Below are 13,603 nucleotides of genomic sequence, written 5' to 3' on the forward strand. Positions count from 1 at the left end.
TGACTGTAAATTCACCGGGAATTAATTCTATCATACTAATTCCTGCCACAATAACAGCTGTCTTTCGCCCTCAGGCCGGTACGGTGTGTGAATGTTGAGCAGGCAGACAAAAAAATCGGTTTTTTTTGCATATAGGGGTAGACAGGTTCCTCATTTTTCAGCATAATCGCGCCCCATGGAAGGATGGCCGAGTGGCTTAAGGCAGCGGTCTTGAAAACCGCCGACGGGAGACCGTCCTAGAGTTCGAATCTCTATCCTTCCGCCAAATTAGCCGGCTTAGCTCAGTTGGTAGAGCAACTGACTTGTAATCAGTAGGTCACCAGTTCGACTCCGGTAGCCGGCACCATATTAAACCCGTTAACTCTCAACCAGTTAGCGGGTTTTTCATTTGTGCTCACCAACCACACTCAGGGTCGGGTGGGACATATTTGGGACATCCTCACCAAAAACAGCATCGATTTGCTGCGCATGCTGGCTCAGATGACCCGGTGCCAGGTGAGCATACCGGCGTACCATTTCTATTGATTCCCATCCCCCCATTTCCTGCAATACGGACAGCGGTACTCCCGCCTGAATTAACCAGCTCGCCCATGTGTGGCGAAGGTCGTGAAAACGGAAGTTTTCTATACCGGCACGTTTAAGTGCAGTCCTGAACGCAGTATTACCGTCAACGCGCATTTTTCTGACAACCGGAGTCATTGAGCCGTCAGATCTGTTTTTAGCCTTCGTATGCACAAAAACATACTTTGTGTGATTGCCTATCTGCTCACGCAGGACGCGGCACGCAGTGTCGTTAAGAGCAACACCCAATGCTTTCCCTGATTTGGTCTGATCCGGGGGAATCCACGCTACTTTTCTCGGCATATCTATTTGTGACCATTCCAGGTTAATAATATTGGAGCGCCGCAGGCCGGTAGCCAGAGCAAATGTCACAACAGATTTAAGAGGTTCACTGCATTCATCGATCAGGCGTTTTGCTTCCCGTGGCTCAAGCCATCGGACCCGGTTATTCTTCGGTTTTGGCACCCGGATATTCGGGGCTTTATCGAGATACTTCCAGTCGCGTTCAGCGGCGCGGAGCAGTGACTTGATGAAAGCCAGGTAAGCAGATTTGGTTGCTACAGAAACCGGCTCTGATTTTTTACTGACTGCACGCCGCTTCCTGCCGGAAATATGCTTTTCCCAATTTTCTTTCAGCTTCTGATTTTTCAGCTTACTGACAGCATCATAGATTTTAATCTCATCAATATCTGCCAGGTGCATCCCTTCAAAGTGATCGAGCCAAAACAGTATTTTGGTTTTATCATCATCAAGAGATTTTTTGCCTGATTTTTCCTCGAGCCACCGCGTACAGGCAACCTCAAAAGTAACCTTCGGAGTTTCACCCAGTGAGTTTACGCGCCACAGCTCGGCCTTTCGTTTATCATGCAACTCCTGCGCTTGTTTTTTGTCCGTTGTACCAAGCGACTCCTTAATTCTTTTACCATTGTGCGAGTAACTGGCGTACCATATCTCGCCTCTCCGGAAGATTGACATATCCTTTCCTCTTCCGCACTAATCACGCTTTCCGGCGTATTGTGCATTTTGTAGTTGATGGCTGCAATGCAATTTGCACGGGTAAACTGCCACGGCGATTTGGGCTTAAGCGGATCTTTTCTCGAGCCGGAAAGCCTGCCGGAATCAATCCATTTTTTCAGGGTAGGGTAAGATATTCCCATGAAGGCACAGGCTTCACGGCTATCCATCGGGTAGGCGTCTACGGTCGGCCAATATAAAGTTAGGGCTCTGCCTCTGGTTAAAGTGGGTTTAGTTGCAACCCCCATACTTCATCCTCCTGCTGTAACGTACGCACGTAATACCCGGGCACTTTCTTCTCAGGAAAGCACGGGTGATTAAGTGGTTTGAATTTCGGTGTGTATTTGCCGAGTATTGCGGTGTGTTGTTCGTCTGATGTGTGCTGCATTAATTCCGTAAGGCAATCCCTTGCTATTCGTCTGCGTCCGTTCTCTGCTTTCTGTGGTGTTATAACTTAACGCTTTCGTCTACCTGATCATCCCTGCATTACGCTTCATCCTAAAACGGAACATCATAGTCAAAATCCATCGGTGGCTCATTCCGTGCTGGAGCTTGCTGCGTCTGCGGCTTCTGGCTTCCTGCCTGATTGTTGCTGAAATCCAACTGGTTCACGATAATCACCGGCGCTGATCGTTTATTGCCATCCTGACCTGTCCATTCCTCCATGATGAACTCGCCAGTAACCGTCACCTTCATTCCTTTTTTCAGGTGTTCTGGCAATTTCTCAGCTTTCGCGCCGAACATTTTACAGATAACCCACGATGTCTTTTCGTGCTCGCCATATCCCTGTTTCACCGGTAGGCTGAACGATGCAACGGCTTTCCCTGCCGGAGTCCATCGTTGCTCACAATCCTTTCCGAGATTGCCGCTGATTGTAATTACGTTAATTGCCATTTATGCCGCCTGCTTAAGTTCGTTGATCCTGATGCCGGTGAGGCGCTTACATTCATCCTGTTTGTCGCTACCGTTCAGCATTCGCCATACTTTCCGGTATTCAGCCTCAATCGTCTTTGTGTCACTTGTGACATTAAGAAATTCGGTATAGTCACCCAAAATCTGCTCTGGATTACGTGGAACAACATCGTGAACCTCTGCGTCAGCATCAATCGCAGTTTCTTCGGTAGGAATACAAAATGCCTGGAAAGCTGCGTATTTATAAGCGATAGACATTGCTTTGTTGGTTGCCTTGTCCCCGCTATCCATAGCTTCGCCAAAGGTGGTCACTGTGTGTTTGCTGCCGTCTTCCGTGGCAATGAAATCAAACTCAGCCTTCACCACGACATAAAATAAGGTACCGCCTTTTTGTGTCTGTCGCTCCGTGACAGAACGATCCATAATGCGGGGAAGGATAATCAGGCCATGCTTAACCAGCGCCGGGGCAAGTGCGTTGTATACAGCGTCGATACCCCTGAACATAAACCCCTGTTGTGAATTCCGGCTCCCTTTTTTGATGCCTGTCTCAGCCAGTTCCTTGGCTACGGCACTTATTGCCTTATAGACTTCAGACATGATTAATCCCCCAATCTTTGGCCAGGGCGTGATTCCGCACGCCCACCGCCGTAATAATCAACACCACCGACACCGGTAGCTTTTCCATGTTCTGTCCTCCATTCTCTCCACGCCTGTGTCTCAGCAGCATTCCGTGCTGCTTTGATGTTTTCGGGTAGTGGGGGATAGTGAAGGGCGGTGATACGGCAGATGTTGTAAAGTGTCTCGGCAACCCGTTGCTCTGACAGTGAAGGCTCTCCGGTCGATTTCCCCCGCCGTTGCAAATCCATTTGCTCAATTGCTGATTTCAGGGCGCGTTGATAATTGTCCTCATACGTCCCGCCGGAGCCTGCGCGTTTCCCTATGCGGCGTGGATATTCCATCATGTGAATTCTCCGCTTAAAAATTCTGCCGGTACCCGTCCGTTTGGCAATCCGACACTTTCACGAAACCAGTAATCATCCTTTTCTTTCTGCTCTTGTTTTCTGCGCTGTTCGGCAATCCGTTGCCGCTCTTCCTGAGCATCCTGTATTGTGTATGTCTTCATGCCGGTAGCCTCATTCTGCACTGATGGAGAATGCGGCTTGTTTTGGCGTTCTCCCTGCGCCAACGCCACTCCGACACAATCTGCTCAATCTGCTTTTCATCCATGTCAGCCTGATTGAACAACTCAATAACCTGTTCCTTGGTGTGTTTTTGTTTCGCAGTCATCAGCGACATATCTTTCTCCCGTAAGCTCTCATCTGTAATTGGTTAGCCAGATCCCAAATACGGGACTTTCCGGTGGATATCGCTACCCTTGCCGCACATCGGGCAAGGCGTAAAAATGACATAGAGATGCACGCCACGTCAGAACCGCACGCAGCGCGACAAGGTTTAGTTTTCATGTTGTTTACCTGCTGATATCCGGAGGTGGGATAGGGGGATTACTTCTGTGTGAAAGAGATCAGGGCGGAACGGTGGGCTTCTGCCGCTTCTCTGGTTAGGTGAATGCGCCCTTGTTTAAGTAGATTTTCATCGTCTTCATCATCGCACCAGCGTTGATAATCAATACCATCGAGACCCACAACACAGTAACCCGTTCCGTACTCCAGTGACTCCTGCACCGGTTCTGGAACCTGATATCCATTAATGTCGATATAGCGCGGCTTCATGCGGTATTCTATTTCAGGTAGAAATACAAACTCGGCGATAGGGGACTGCCATTCACCGCCAATCAGGCGCTGAAATTGTGAATACCACTCTTTATCCGTCTTCGCTATCTCTGCGGCTTTAGCCATCAGGTCTGCATGTGGGTGCCCTGACATTGTTTTTTTCTCCTTTATCTCAGTTAATTGCAGGTCTTGAATATCGGCTTTGCCAATCAGTACACCAAACAGATACATGTGTTCTGTACAGTCGGCCTCATCCTCGGCCTCGATATCCTTTTCCCATGGCTTTCCGTTCCATTTACACGTTACTTTAAACATCGGCATGTTACTTCCTCCTATACACTTCCCTGTGCTACGTGATGTCTGAATAGTTATCCCAGCATTGAGAGAAAAGTTAAAATTTCAGTAAAATCATATGTTAATTTATGCTAGAATATTATTCGGATGTTCAATGGATTATGGAGAGATAATGAGTGAGCTAATAAAAAAAGTAATTTTTCGATTCATAAAAGCTCCCAAAGTAATAAAAAATTTCGATGATGAAGAACGCGCATTACTGATATATTTTCTTAATGGAAAATACAAAAAAAGGAAAATCAGAATTTATAAAAAAGCAGCAAAGCGTTTGATTGATAAAGATGTTTTGGAAGTTGTTGAATCCAGCGTCCGCCCCGGAGTTAATCTAATTAAGATATCAGACTGTTACTATTCTATTCTGAAGCAGAAAATATAAATTTCAGATTACTGACTGGATGCTCGTCTCCTGGGCTGTCAGACGCCAAGACACTCGATATATTTTAGATAATCAAAAATGCTTTTATCTGTTGGCTCTATGTTCTCATTATTGCACACTTTGCAGCAGCTTCCGGCATACGCCTCTGCCTGAGCAACATGTGATGAGCTCAATTCAGTCGATGCAGTACTTATTGCTACATGTCATATCCATCTCCTGTTTTATTTAACCTAACATCCCCCGTAAATGTGATGGGGTGAAGTGTCTGCTTTTAACCATATCAGATGAGGTGCAGTGTGTTACAGATAGAAATCCGTTAAGATGCTTTTAACCCTATAAAATGAGATAAATAAGATGAATAATGAAGTGATAGCAAAGCGTCTGGACGCGCAGCATATTTTGCTGAAATCAATTTTTGACGCGCTGACTACCGAGCAAAAATCCGAAATTGAGAAAAATATTAAAAGTTTGAGTCAGGCAGCAAGGTACCCGCACATTCTGGAGTCATTTGATGAGCCAGAAGATGCAGAGAAAGCAGCACTGGACTTGCTCTACCTTAAGTAATACTTGGTCAGCCCATTCATAGGATGGGCTATGCTCTGGCCGTGATGCCAAATTCTGTTTTTGGTTTTGAATTATATCGCTTAGTTGAATACAGGGCAGTAGTGTTTAAGCAGCAGTTATCCGGTGAATCGTAAATCGGTGTACTGCATGCTGATGTGGCTTTTTCTACTCGGCTCATTGGGCTTTTGTCCGGTTCAGTTCTGAATATTTCCTCCAACTTCATTTTTACATTTTTGGTGGCAATCGCTTCAGCCTTTCTCCTGGCGTGACGCCTGTTTGCTGAGTTGCCACGTAAAAATTCAGGCTTGCGTGATTTTTTCACTATGATTATTGCCATATTTCCTCCAAACAGTCGGCTTTGGTGATTGGTACAATCATGCTTTGCTTCAATCCCGAAACCTTCTGAGAAGGTTGACGCTTTATCAGCGTCACCGTTCTGACAGCCAATGCACAGCTCGCTATCATCGTTTTTAAAGAGCGCCAACGTGCTGTGTTCCGTTGATGGATATGACAATATGCATTTTACGCAAATGCGTCAAGCGCATATTTAGGCTTGGGTAATGTTAGATAAGATTTAATATATTTATATTGTTGATTTTATTAATGATTTATCTTTTTTAAAATCGTCAAAATCTGGCGTAGATCACATGAGGCGGAACAAAAAATATACAATTATTTTCTGTCCAAGCGCTGCTGCGGATGTTATTGTTGAATAAATATACAGAGGTGATGAATGAGTGACGAACGAGAACTGATTTACAGTGAAGTATGCAGAGTAACAGGCAGAGCGGCTATTATGTTACTGGATTCACGGCAGATGATAACGAAAGGAAATATCAGGCAATTGCTGTACTCCCATAAAGAACAAGAAATAGACAGGTTTATGAATGAGGTCTATGAGGTTGCTATCGACCTGATGAGCGATAACTGATACAAAAAGCTCTCGCGGGGAGGGCTGGGGTTATGCTGCTGTTCTTAGTATGCGCATTGCACCTTCTTGGATATCTGTGACAGCGGTCAGTGTTATTTCATCCTTTTCGGCTAGATCCTGAAGAATAAGGAATGCACTGTTTACTTTTGCGATTTCACTGTCTTGATAACGTGGGTCATCATCACTTGGTTTGAACACTATAAACTCATGAGTTTCTCTAGGTAACAGGTCTGGATGACTTCTTATCAGAGATAAATCCGCTATTTTAGCCTTACTATGCGCGACCAAATTACTGAGTGAGCTTGGAAGAAGTTTACCGGTATTGATTGCCGCATGTTCACTTAAATAAAATACGGATGCTGCCATTCGCTTGTTTTTAAAATCATATTTTGCATTAAAGTAGCCTTGTCGCCTTGCATCAGACCTTATTACTGCCTGTTGTAATTGTGTTGTCCACCTGTCTTTTTCTGTTCTGGTTTGTTTTTTGGTGGAATTCAACTCGGACTTATCATCCAATAGACTTGAAAGGCTGGATGATAATGTTATTGCCTGTCTTAAAATGCCAACCAAATCTTTAGATGCAGCTTTTCTTACCTTACCTAATGTCACTCCACTTACAGGAGGAACCCAAGTGTGAAATGACCTTGTTTTTTCTAAATGGAGTTTGAGGCTTGTTGCTATGACGTCAACCATAGAGGAAAATGCCTCACTACGTTGGCCATACATAATATCTATAATCTCTTGTCGTATAGCAGGTCTGACATCAATTAATTTATCTGTACACTTTGCAGCAACTACAATCGTAAGCCTCTCTCCAGAACCAATCATTGGTTCCAGATACACTGATGCCCACTCGCCAGTGACTGCTGGCGTTCTTGGTGCTGTGTTCAAGAGTTCATTAAGATTTAGCATCGTATTGCATCTGCATTTGATTTGGCTTTATTTGATGATAAAGCATGGTTCCCAAAATTTCTATGCGGGATGATAAAAAAGAAATCAACTGATTTCTGTTTTTCTCGTTGATTGTTTTCTCTAAAAAATTATCAGTGTAACTAGTCGGGTCTTCTGAATTTTGTTGTGACCATGCCCTGGCATCGTTAGCTAATTTTTGAACTTCGATTTCGTTGTTTCTATCTAGGTTGCATAGGAGTATGTCAAGTAATTGGTTGAAGTAAAAATCAATTCCGGACTGGTCAGACTGAAGGCCAGAAGGTATGGCTGACTCATGATCGATAAGAATGAAACCCTCGCCATCAAACAGCAGGTTGCCGTTATTTCTATCGTCCATGGCGATCCATTCGTCAAAGAATGCAGCTTGGCTTAGTCCACCCCATGTCGATAGCTTAAGTTCGATGGATGGGTCTTTTGTATCTTTTATGTAATGCGCAAGGCTAGGGTATTCTGCATCAATGCTGCCAAAAAATATTTTTTCATCATTATCAAAAAGAATAACTGGCTCTGGTATCGGCAATCCAATTTTTCTACCTAATGTTGCACAAATTATTTCAATAGACATCTCTCTATCTGATAATTCTTTTGCGAATACGACTAGTTCTTCTATGTCATCACCCGCTTGGAAAGATGCAACCCCTTTTATTGGATTGTGCTGCCCTTCACCTATGCGTTCACCACCAGGATGGAGTCTGCCAACTCTTATCACTGTCATATCCTCATAATGTATTTCTACACCTACCACTATACTCTAAAACGTTTCATCAGACTGTCAGCCAAAGAATCGATGATCTGCATCTTCATCAATAATTTTTATGGCGTCAGAAAAACTGCCTATCATTCGACCGTCATAGTGTCGCCATTCATTATTCTCAGTAGACCAGAACAGGGACCACGAGTTGCTGTTTCTGTTGTTTGTTATTTTGGCAAGCATTTCTTCTGCACGCCCTGTGCTCCAAGACAGTTGTCTAACCTCGAAAATGATTACGCTATCGTCTTCAATACGATACTGAAGGTCATGTTCATCCCGGATATGTTTTGGTGGGCGACGCTTTTCCATGAAATAGTTCATACATTGTTTAATTTGTACGACTTCAGTGTCATTGAATGCCATAGTTTGTCCTTAGAACTCGTTTGATTATCAGTACTGGCTTATGATTGTTCGCACTTATCGATAAACTTAGTCGGCTTTACAATCGCTGCCACATAATGCATTTTTTCCACTTCACGTGGATCAACTGTGATTGGCGGGTGAGTATTGTTGACGCTGGTGAATTGGTAACTACCATCTCTGGTTTTATTCAGTATTTTTACCATATTCTTACCTTCAACAGTGCGCACAAAGACCTCATCGCCGGATCTGACTACTGTGTTGGGCTCAACAACCACATACTCACCTGACTGAATCCTGGGCCACATACTGTCACCCTTAACTTTGAGGGCATAAGCGTCCTTATCATCGCTGTAAATTTGAACCCATCCCTCAAGGGCCTCTATCATATCCACTGCGCCATCAATCCCCAGGAATGCTTCCCCAACTACTTTAACCATGCCATTGGGGACGAATCCAACAAACTCAACATTATCATCTTGTTGCTGTGTAGTGGTATCGGAGAATAGGTCGGCTACCGTGACACCAAGAGCAGCCGCAATTTTTGTTAATGTGCTCTCGGAGTAGCCTTGGATATTCCTTTCAAGGCGAGAGATATTCCCCACGTCGCTATCAATAGCAGTGGCTAATTGCAGGATTGTTAATCCCTTCTGTTTTCTGAGAGCTCTAATTTTTGTTCCTATTTTCATATTATCATTCAACTTTATTTATGCGTCTCACACAAAGCGTATTGCGCATATCAAAGTATATGGTAATATGCGTATGGCGCATTCAAGGTGGAGTGAGATATGCAAATAACGCCTTTAAGGAAAATTCGTTTGGAAAAGCAATTAACAATTGCAGAGGTGGCGGCCGCAATTAACTACGATGTCGGGAACCTCAGTCGTTTGGAGCGTGGCGCTCAGACGGCATCACTTGAGATTGCTGAAAAATTGGTGAAATTTTACGAAAAAAAAATCACTGAAATGCAGATTTTGTATCCGCAGAGGTATATGTAGTTACCCTGGTTCTTTAACAATCGCAGAGCTGTTAGCTGCTACGGAGTCACTGATAAAGTGACGATTTACATATAAAACTACCTCACAGGATGTGAGCTACGGACTATCTATACCAAAAGGAATTTACATTATGGAAAATGCAAATCCACGCAAATCGTTCAACCGGTTTGTGTCAAATCATCTGATGACAACCGCTCATCAGGCAATCAGAAACACCACACAGACGGTCGTTGCAAAACTACTCGGTGTTCACGATTCAACAATCCTGCGCAGAACAGAAAAGTTACCGGAGATATGCGAGACATTGGCCGCAGCCGGTATCAGGGATTTTGTTTTGCCTGGCGAAAGAAAAATCAGTGAGGAGGAGTATCGGTTTCTGTGGAAGCAGATTGGTGAACTCTCTCAGATGAGAATCAAAGAAAATGCCCCGACTGTTGGAGCAGCAGAGGCGCATTAAGAAAAGCACTTAATATTTATACTGTATCAATAGCCAGTGTTGTTGAAAAGAGGGAAACATAAAGTTTCCCTTTTTTGATACAGCAATTAACGGAGTAATTATACATGAAAGTAATTACAAAACAAAGATATGGAGGTCGCTATGAATACAGCGGAAGTGTATGAATTCCCTGTTAAGCAGGAGCAACCACGAGTGGCAGACCTGGACGATGGTTACACTAAACTCGCCAACGAACTGCTGGAGTCTCTTTCATGCTGCAATCTGACAGCCAGACAGTTCCGGGTAATGTTGGCACTGATCAGAAAAACATACGGGTTCGGGAAGAAAAATGACCGGATAGCAGATTCTCAGCTGTCAGAAATTACCGGCCTGTCCCGTCAGAACGTTAACAAGGCAAAGAACGAATTAATTTCAATGAATTACATCGTGAAAGATGGCAATAAGATTGGGGTTAACAAGGAGGTTTCGGCGTGGAAAAATCAACTTAGAGACACTGTCTCTAATCTGGAGACAAAAAAAGTCTCTAAGTTAGAGACAAATGATGTCTCTGGTTTGGAGACACACAAAAGAAATACTTTAAAGAAAAAAGAAAATATATATACCCCTATATCCCCTAAACCTGAAAAACCGGCAAAGCCAGAACCCTTTGATGCAAATGCACACCCGCTGCCTGACTGGTTGAGCCGTGATACCTGGGTGAACTGGGTTACCTACCGGAAAGATCTGAAAAAACCGATCAAGACAAAACAGACACTAAACGGGCTGATATCCAGGCTGACTAAATTTTACGAGGCAGGGTATACACCTGAGAGCGTAATCGACGAATCGATATCAAACGGCTGGACTGGCTTGTTTATGCCGAAATCACCACCAACACGGCCGCGCATTGTCCGGCCTAAGCGTGTTCAGCAATTCATACCGGAGGACTTCTGATGGCAACAGCAGCACAGACTCTGGCGAGGTTTAACCGCATGAAGCCGGAGCACATCAAGCCAAAATTCACGAATGCCGCTGAGCTGATGGCGTGGCAGCGTGAGCAGGGCGCTATCGATGCGAAACGGATTGCTGACGAAAACCGTGTGGCTCGACTGCATAAAATCATGGGGCGTTCTGGTATCAGCCCGTTACACCAGGAATGCACGTTTGAGAACTATCTGGTGACAACGCCGGAACAACAGCGGGCACTCAGTAAATCACAGCAGTACGCATCTGAGTTTGGTAAATCATTTGGCGGATTTATTTTCAGCGGTAATCCCGGCACCGGTAAAAACCATCTGGCAGCAGCTATCGGCAACCAGATAATCCGGAACGGGAAAAGCATTCTGATTGCCACTCTGCCAGACCTGATGATGCGTGTCCGTGAGACATACCAGAAAGGGGCAAAAACTACTGAGTCGCAGCTGATCAGCGACCTGTGTGAAGTGGATTTACTGGTGCTGGATGATGTTGGCGTGCAGCGCAATAACCTGAACGAAGAACTGATTATTTTTCAGGTGGTAGACCGCCGGTTATCGAATAAAAAACCGGTAGGTGTGCTGACCAATCTCAATTTTGACGAACTGGCAAAAGCATTGGGTGATCGGGTTATTGACCGCCTGAGAATGGGTTCGCCGACCGTTATCAATTTCACATGGGAAAGCTTCCGCAGGCAGGTTAAGTAGCGTCATAACCCAGGACAGGAGACTTTTTGAAATGATTGGAGCGGCCAGCGGGAATCGAACCCGCATCATCAGCTTGGAAGGCTGAGGTAATAGCCATTATACGATGACCGCAATGGTGGGTCGTGGGAGGCTCGAACTCCCGACCAATTGATTAAGAGTCAACTGCTCTACCGGCTGAGCTAACGACCCGAAGAAATTAAAATACACCCGTAAGAAACTAACGGCAACCGATAACCTCAGGAGGTTGAATGCAAAAACAGACATTCCTTCTCAGGAATATACAGATACTCAGAAATCTCAAGGCAGAGCTCGACAATCTCCCGCTTAACGAAGAATTCCCCCTCGAAGTAAAAATATCCGATCCGAAGCGAACCCTTCCCCAAAATGACATGTTTCATGCGCTGTGCGGCAATGTAGCAGAGCAGGGCATTGTATGGGCTGGCAATACGTGGGGATTGCAGGACTGGAAATGTATTTTCGTATCCGGACATGCAAAGGCGACAGGCCGTGACGGGACGCTTATTCCGGGACTTGAGGGAGAGATTGTACCGCTGGCAAGAGAAAGTACCGCAAACATGAGTAAGAAGCGCATGACAAGCTTAATCGAATATTCGCAGGCGTGGGCTATAGGTGAAGGTATAAAACCCCGCGCCGCACGATATAGGTTTAATCATTACGGACATCAGGAATAGGAGCAGGACGTATGAAAGAACCGCACATACACCGACTTCTCACCAATGACGAAGCCGATAATCTCTGCATTTACTACAGGCGTAAGGGATATAACCCGGTGAAGTCACTGAATATCAATCCTCAGTATTTCGACGTCACCGTGTATCTGCCGGTAGTCAGATATCTGAAACCAACACCACGGGCAATGATTAACAGGATATGGCGATGAATGACGAACAATTCAAAGTATGCGTTGACATAATCAGGGCATGTCGCGATCTGGATTCGTTCACCAATCACGAAGCTGGGCTGCGCACAGGAAACTCGACAGAGTTCATTAAGTGGTTTACCAACAAAATGCTGTATATCGGATGTTTGCGAAAGGTTGGTACAACGAGGCACAATCGCCATGTGAGTCAGTTATTTGCAATATCACCAGATGCTGTCACCAGACTGTATCGCTACATGCGTGAATCCAGTGGTGAGTTAGTGCCGGTTAGCGGGCATGGTGAGAGAAAGCTAATCGAATTTTGCGGGAAGGTGGTCAGCAAGGCATACATTGAGCCGGGGTTCGGTCGGTCAGATGTTACCTGGTTCGACTCGCTAGTGCAGGGAGTCAGGAGAAGAAATGGTAAAGCCCGCCGGAGCGGGCGACTGGTGTCAGCGGACAACTAAAACTGAGGTTTTGGCATAACGGACGACTGCCGCAGCAGTGGAGCCGAGTAGATAGGTAGAAATACTCGGACGACGGGAGCCGATGATAATCAGGTCTGCACTAATAGCTTCGGCACGTTCAAGTATTTTGTCTTTTGGGCGACCAATTACGATATATCTGTCTGCTCTGTCCTCCGGCAAACTGAATTTCCTGATTATCTCGCCTAATTCTTTCTTTGTGGAATCTATCAGTCGCTTTTCCAGATCCGCGACAGACAAACCACTTTCAAAACCACCATATGGGAATGCTGGTATAACCGCAAGAAAATGGATACGGGCATCTTCAAGTTTAGCGAGGCTTTCAACATGAGGAGTAACCATATCAGTGAGTTCTTTTTCCCATACATCAATCGGAACAAGGATATTTTTGTACATAGTTCCTCCGATATTCATTATTCACTCAGATTAATAATAGACCAGATTGGCTAAAAAGTGAGCAAAAAACGTTCGGCAGTTATTAATCAATGATCTTCGGAAAAAACTCCACTTTGCACCTAAAGCATGGTGGGTTCGCGTAATTATTTATTACAGGGGAGGGTTTGATGAACTGCGCAATATGCGGCGAAGGACTGGCCGACGATGAAGTTTATGTTTGCG

21 protein-coding genes and 4 tRNA genes are annotated in these 13,603 nt (G+C 44.9%); 10 read left to right on the forward strand and 15 right to left on the reverse strand.

The features are described 5' to 3' along the window. The first annotated feature begins 177 nt into the window (after nt 1–177). Both ACF8OF_RS11985 and ACF8OF_RS11990 read left to right on the forward strand, forming a co-directional pair. Nucleotides 178–265, forward strand: a tRNA-Ser gene (locus tag ACF8OF_RS11985). A 5-nt stretch (nt 266–270) separates the two neighbouring features. Next, nucleotides 271–346, forward strand: a tRNA-Thr gene (locus ACF8OF_RS11990). A 38-nt stretch (nt 347–384) separates the two neighbouring features. Here ACF8OF_RS11990 and ACF8OF_RS11995 read toward each other — a convergent pair. From ACF8OF_RS11995 to ACF8OF_RS12025, 7 genes are all read right to left on the reverse strand, one after another. Beyond that, a complete protein-coding gene (locus ACF8OF_RS11995; RefSeq protein ID WP_004240095.1) occupies nt 385–1,536 on the reverse strand; it encodes a site-specific integrase in 1,152 nt (383 codons plus the stop codon). Nucleotides 1,537–2,073: 537 nt separating this feature from the next. Further along, nucleotides 2,074–2,469, reverse strand: coding sequence for a single-stranded DNA-binding protein (locus ACF8OF_RS12000; protein WP_195430965.1), 396 nt, complete (start codon nt 2,467–2,469; stop codon nt 2,074–2,076). Then, the gene (locus tag ACF8OF_RS12005) at nt 2,470–3,084 is read right to left on the reverse strand and encodes an ERF family protein (protein ID WP_087825466.1); all 615 of its coding nucleotides are present in this window, start codon (nt 3,082–3,084) and stop codon (nt 2,470–2,472) included. Nucleotides 3,085–3,086: 2 nt separating this feature from the next. Further along, complete coding sequence (locus ACF8OF_RS12010) at nt 3,087–3,449, reverse strand: hypothetical protein (protein WP_087825465.1); 363 nt, start codon at nt 3,447–3,449, stop codon at nt 3,087–3,089. Continuing rightward, entirely contained in the window at nt 3,446–3,610 is a 165-nt protein-coding gene (locus ACF8OF_RS12015; RefSeq protein WP_186758809.1) for a hypothetical protein, read from the reverse strand. The genes ACF8OF_RS12010 and ACF8OF_RS12015 overlap by 4 nt, the downstream gene beginning before the upstream one ends. Then, nucleotides 3,607–3,783, reverse strand: coding sequence for a hypothetical protein (locus tag ACF8OF_RS12020; RefSeq protein WP_004240098.1), 177 nt, complete (start codon nt 3,781–3,783; stop codon nt 3,607–3,609). The genes ACF8OF_RS12015 and ACF8OF_RS12020 overlap by 4 nt, the downstream gene beginning before the upstream one ends. A gap of 206 nt (nt 3,784–3,989) precedes the next feature. Further along, the gene (locus ACF8OF_RS12025; RefSeq protein WP_087769856.1) at nt 3,990–4,538 is read right to left on the reverse strand and encodes a hypothetical protein; all 549 of its coding nucleotides are present in this window, start codon (nt 4,536–4,538) and stop codon (nt 3,990–3,992) included. A 145-nt stretch (nt 4,539–4,683) separates the two neighbouring features. Between ACF8OF_RS12025 and ACF8OF_RS12030 the strand changes: the two genes are divergently transcribed. Continuing rightward, nucleotides 4,684–4,947 (forward strand): hypothetical protein, encoded by a 264-nt coding sequence (locus tag ACF8OF_RS12030; RefSeq protein WP_125460924.1) that lies wholly within the window; start codon nt 4,684–4,686, stop codon nt 4,945–4,947. A 354-nt stretch (nt 4,948–5,301) separates the two neighbouring features. Beyond that, a complete protein-coding gene (locus ACF8OF_RS12035) occupies nt 5,302–5,511 on the forward strand; it encodes a hypothetical protein (RefSeq protein WP_004240099.1) in 210 nt (69 codons plus the stop codon). Between the two features lie 28 nt (nt 5,512–5,539). Here the strand turns inward: ACF8OF_RS12035 and ACF8OF_RS12040 are convergent, their stop codons facing one another. Beyond that, nucleotides 5,540–5,995, reverse strand: a complete 456-nt coding sequence (locus tag ACF8OF_RS12040) for a hypothetical protein (protein WP_223302380.1) — start codon at nt 5,993–5,995, stop codon at nt 5,540–5,542. A gap of 249 nt (nt 5,996–6,244) precedes the next feature. Here ACF8OF_RS12040 and ACF8OF_RS12045 point away from each other — a divergent pair, with 249 nt between their 5' ends. Then, nucleotides 6,245–6,442 carry a DUF2767 family protein gene (locus ACF8OF_RS12045; RefSeq protein WP_036414486.1) on the forward strand — a complete coding sequence of 66 codons (198 nt, stop codon included), beginning with the start codon at nt 6,245–6,247 and terminating at the stop codon, nt 6,440–6,442. Between the two features lie 30 nt (nt 6,443–6,472). On the opposite strand, the gene ACF8OF_RS12050 is transcribed toward ACF8OF_RS12045, so the two are convergent. From ACF8OF_RS12050 to ACF8OF_RS12065, 4 genes are read right to left on the reverse strand one after another with little or no spacing between them, the layout of a single operon-like run. Then, entirely contained in the window at nt 6,473–7,354 is an 882-nt protein-coding gene (locus ACF8OF_RS12050) for a hypothetical protein (protein ID WP_392496757.1), read from the reverse strand. Then, complete coding sequence (locus tag ACF8OF_RS12055; protein ID WP_349466181.1) at nt 7,341–8,108, reverse strand: HipA family kinase; 768 nt, start codon at nt 8,106–8,108, stop codon at nt 7,341–7,343. Before ACF8OF_RS12055 ends, ACF8OF_RS12050 begins: the two co-directional genes overlap by 14 nt. 57 nt (nt 8,109–8,165) lie before the next feature. After that, nucleotides 8,166–8,507, reverse strand: a complete 342-nt coding sequence (locus tag ACF8OF_RS12060; RefSeq protein WP_119312847.1) for a DUF3024 domain-containing protein — start codon at nt 8,505–8,507, stop codon at nt 8,166–8,168. A 38-nt stretch (nt 8,508–8,545) separates the two neighbouring features. Further along, a complete protein-coding gene (locus tag ACF8OF_RS12065; RefSeq protein ID WP_036414490.1) occupies nt 8,546–9,193 on the reverse strand; it encodes a S24 family peptidase in 648 nt (215 codons plus the stop codon). Between the two features lie 99 nt (nt 9,194–9,292). Here ACF8OF_RS12065 and ACF8OF_RS12070 point away from each other — a divergent pair, with 99 nt between their 5' ends. From ACF8OF_RS12070 to ACF8OF_RS12085, 4 genes are all read left to right on the forward strand, one after another. Then, nucleotides 9,293–9,502 carry a helix-turn-helix transcriptional regulator gene (locus ACF8OF_RS12070; RefSeq protein WP_036414492.1) on the forward strand — a complete coding sequence of 70 codons (210 nt, stop codon included), beginning with the start codon at nt 9,293–9,295 and terminating at the stop codon, nt 9,500–9,502. Between the two features lie 130 nt (nt 9,503–9,632). Beyond that, the gene (locus ACF8OF_RS12075) at nt 9,633–9,959 is read left to right on the forward strand and encodes a hypothetical protein (protein WP_036414494.1); all 327 of its coding nucleotides are present in this window, start codon (nt 9,633–9,635) and stop codon (nt 9,957–9,959) included. Between the two features lie 141 nt (nt 9,960–10,100). Continuing rightward, complete coding sequence (locus ACF8OF_RS12080; RefSeq protein ID WP_049240430.1) at nt 10,101–10,892, forward strand: replication protein; 792 nt, start codon at nt 10,101–10,103, stop codon at nt 10,890–10,892. Further along, on the forward strand, nt 10,892–11,620 hold the full coding sequence (locus ACF8OF_RS12085) for an ATP-binding protein (protein WP_052927416.1): 729 nt from the start codon (nt 10,892–10,894) through the stop codon (nt 11,618–11,620). Before ACF8OF_RS12080 ends, ACF8OF_RS12085 begins: the two co-directional genes overlap by 1 nt. A 36-nt stretch (nt 11,621–11,656) precedes the next feature. Here the strand turns inward: ACF8OF_RS12085 and ACF8OF_RS12090 are convergent. Both ACF8OF_RS12090 and ACF8OF_RS12095 read right to left on the reverse strand, forming a co-directional pair. Next, nucleotides 11,657–11,731: transfer RNA gene (locus ACF8OF_RS12090), tRNA-Gly, on the reverse strand. Nucleotides 11,732–11,733: 2 nt separating this feature from the next. Continuing rightward, nucleotides 11,734–11,809 (reverse strand) — tRNA-Lys (locus ACF8OF_RS12095). 59 nt (nt 11,810–11,868) lie between these two features. Here ACF8OF_RS12095 and ACF8OF_RS12100 point away from each other — a divergent pair. After that, entirely contained in the window at nt 11,869–12,312 is a 444-nt protein-coding gene (locus tag ACF8OF_RS12100) for a recombination protein NinB (protein WP_046024444.1), read from the forward strand. A 640-nt stretch (nt 12,313–12,952) separates the two neighbouring features. Here the strand turns inward: ACF8OF_RS12100 and ACF8OF_RS12105 are convergent. Beyond that, nucleotides 12,953–13,381 carry a universal stress protein gene (locus ACF8OF_RS12105; protein WP_036414499.1) on the reverse strand — a complete coding sequence of 143 codons (429 nt, stop codon included), beginning with the start codon at nt 13,379–13,381 and terminating at the stop codon, nt 12,953–12,955. Between the last annotated feature and the right edge of the window lie 222 nt (nt 13,382–13,603).

It is taken from the genome of Morganella sp. TYF_1 (assembly GCF_043105645.1).
In the GTDB taxonomy this organism is placed as follows: domain Bacteria; phylum Pseudomonadota; class Gammaproteobacteria; order Enterobacterales; family Enterobacteriaceae; genus Morganella; species Morganella morganii_B.

Excerpts from the sequence above, each read along its gene's own strand:
- ACF8OF_RS11995 (WP_004240095.1), bottom strand. The coding sequence starts at position 1,536 with ATGTCAATCTTCCGGAGAGGCGAGATATGGTACGCCAGTTACTCGCAC.
- ACF8OF_RS12000 (WP_195430965.1), bottom strand. The coding sequence starts at position 2,469 with ATGGCAATTAACGTAATTACAATCAGCGGCAATCTCGGAAAGGATTGT.
- ACF8OF_RS12005 (WP_087825466.1), bottom strand. The coding sequence starts at position 3,084 with ATGTCTGAAGTCTATAAGGCAATAAGTGCCGTAGCCAAGGAACTGGCT.
- ACF8OF_RS12010 (WP_087825465.1), bottom strand. The coding sequence starts at position 3,449 with ATGATGGAATATCCACGCCGCATAGGGAAACGCGCAGGCTCCGGCGGG.
- ACF8OF_RS12015 (WP_186758809.1), bottom strand. The coding sequence starts at position 3,610 with ATGAAGACATACACAATACAGGATGCTCAGGAAGAGCGGCAACGGATT.
- ACF8OF_RS12020 (WP_004240098.1), bottom strand. The coding sequence starts at position 3,783 with ATGTCGCTGATGACTGCGAAACAAAAACACACCAAGGAACAGGTTATT.
- ACF8OF_RS12025 (WP_087769856.1), bottom strand. The coding sequence starts at position 4,538 with ATGCCGATGTTTAAAGTAACGTGTAAATGGAACGGAAAGCCATGGGAA.
- ACF8OF_RS12030 (WP_125460924.1), top strand. The coding sequence starts at position 4,684 with ATGAGTGAGCTAATAAAAAAAGTAATTTTTCGATTCATAAAAGCTCCC.
- ACF8OF_RS12035 (WP_004240099.1), top strand. The coding sequence starts at position 5,302 with ATGAATAATGAAGTGATAGCAAAGCGTCTGGACGCGCAGCATATTTTG.
- ACF8OF_RS12045 (WP_036414486.1), top strand. The coding sequence starts at position 6,245 with ATGAGTGACGAACGAGAACTGATTTACAGTGAAGTATGCAGAGTAACA.
- ACF8OF_RS12050 (WP_392496757.1), bottom strand. The coding sequence starts at position 7,354 with ATGCTAAATCTTAATGAACTCTTGAACACAGCACCAAGAACGCCAGCA.
- ACF8OF_RS12055 (WP_349466181.1), bottom strand. The coding sequence starts at position 8,108 with ATGACAGTGATAAGAGTTGGCAGACTCCATCCTGGTGGTGAACGCATA.
- ACF8OF_RS12060 (WP_119312847.1), bottom strand. The coding sequence starts at position 8,507 with ATGGCATTCAATGACACTGAAGTCGTACAAATTAAACAATGTATGAAC.
- ACF8OF_RS12065 (WP_036414490.1), bottom strand. The coding sequence starts at position 9,193 with ATGAAAATAGGAACAAAAATTAGAGCTCTCAGAAAACAGAAGGGATTA.
- ACF8OF_RS12070 (WP_036414492.1), top strand. The coding sequence starts at position 9,293 with ATGCAAATAACGCCTTTAAGGAAAATTCGTTTGGAAAAGCAATTAACA.
- ACF8OF_RS12075 (WP_036414494.1), top strand. The coding sequence starts at position 9,633 with ATGGAAAATGCAAATCCACGCAAATCGTTCAACCGGTTTGTGTCAAAT.
- ACF8OF_RS12080 (WP_049240430.1), top strand. The coding sequence starts at position 10,101 with ATGAATACAGCGGAAGTGTATGAATTCCCTGTTAAGCAGGAGCAACCA.
- ACF8OF_RS12085 (WP_052927416.1), top strand. The coding sequence starts at position 10,892 with ATGGCAACAGCAGCACAGACTCTGGCGAGGTTTAACCGCATGAAGCCG.
- ACF8OF_RS12100 (WP_046024444.1), top strand. The coding sequence starts at position 11,869 with ATGCAAAAACAGACATTCCTTCTCAGGAATATACAGATACTCAGAAAT.
- ACF8OF_RS12105 (WP_036414499.1), bottom strand. The coding sequence starts at position 13,381 with ATGTACAAAAATATCCTTGTTCCGATTGATGTATGGGAAAAAGAACTC.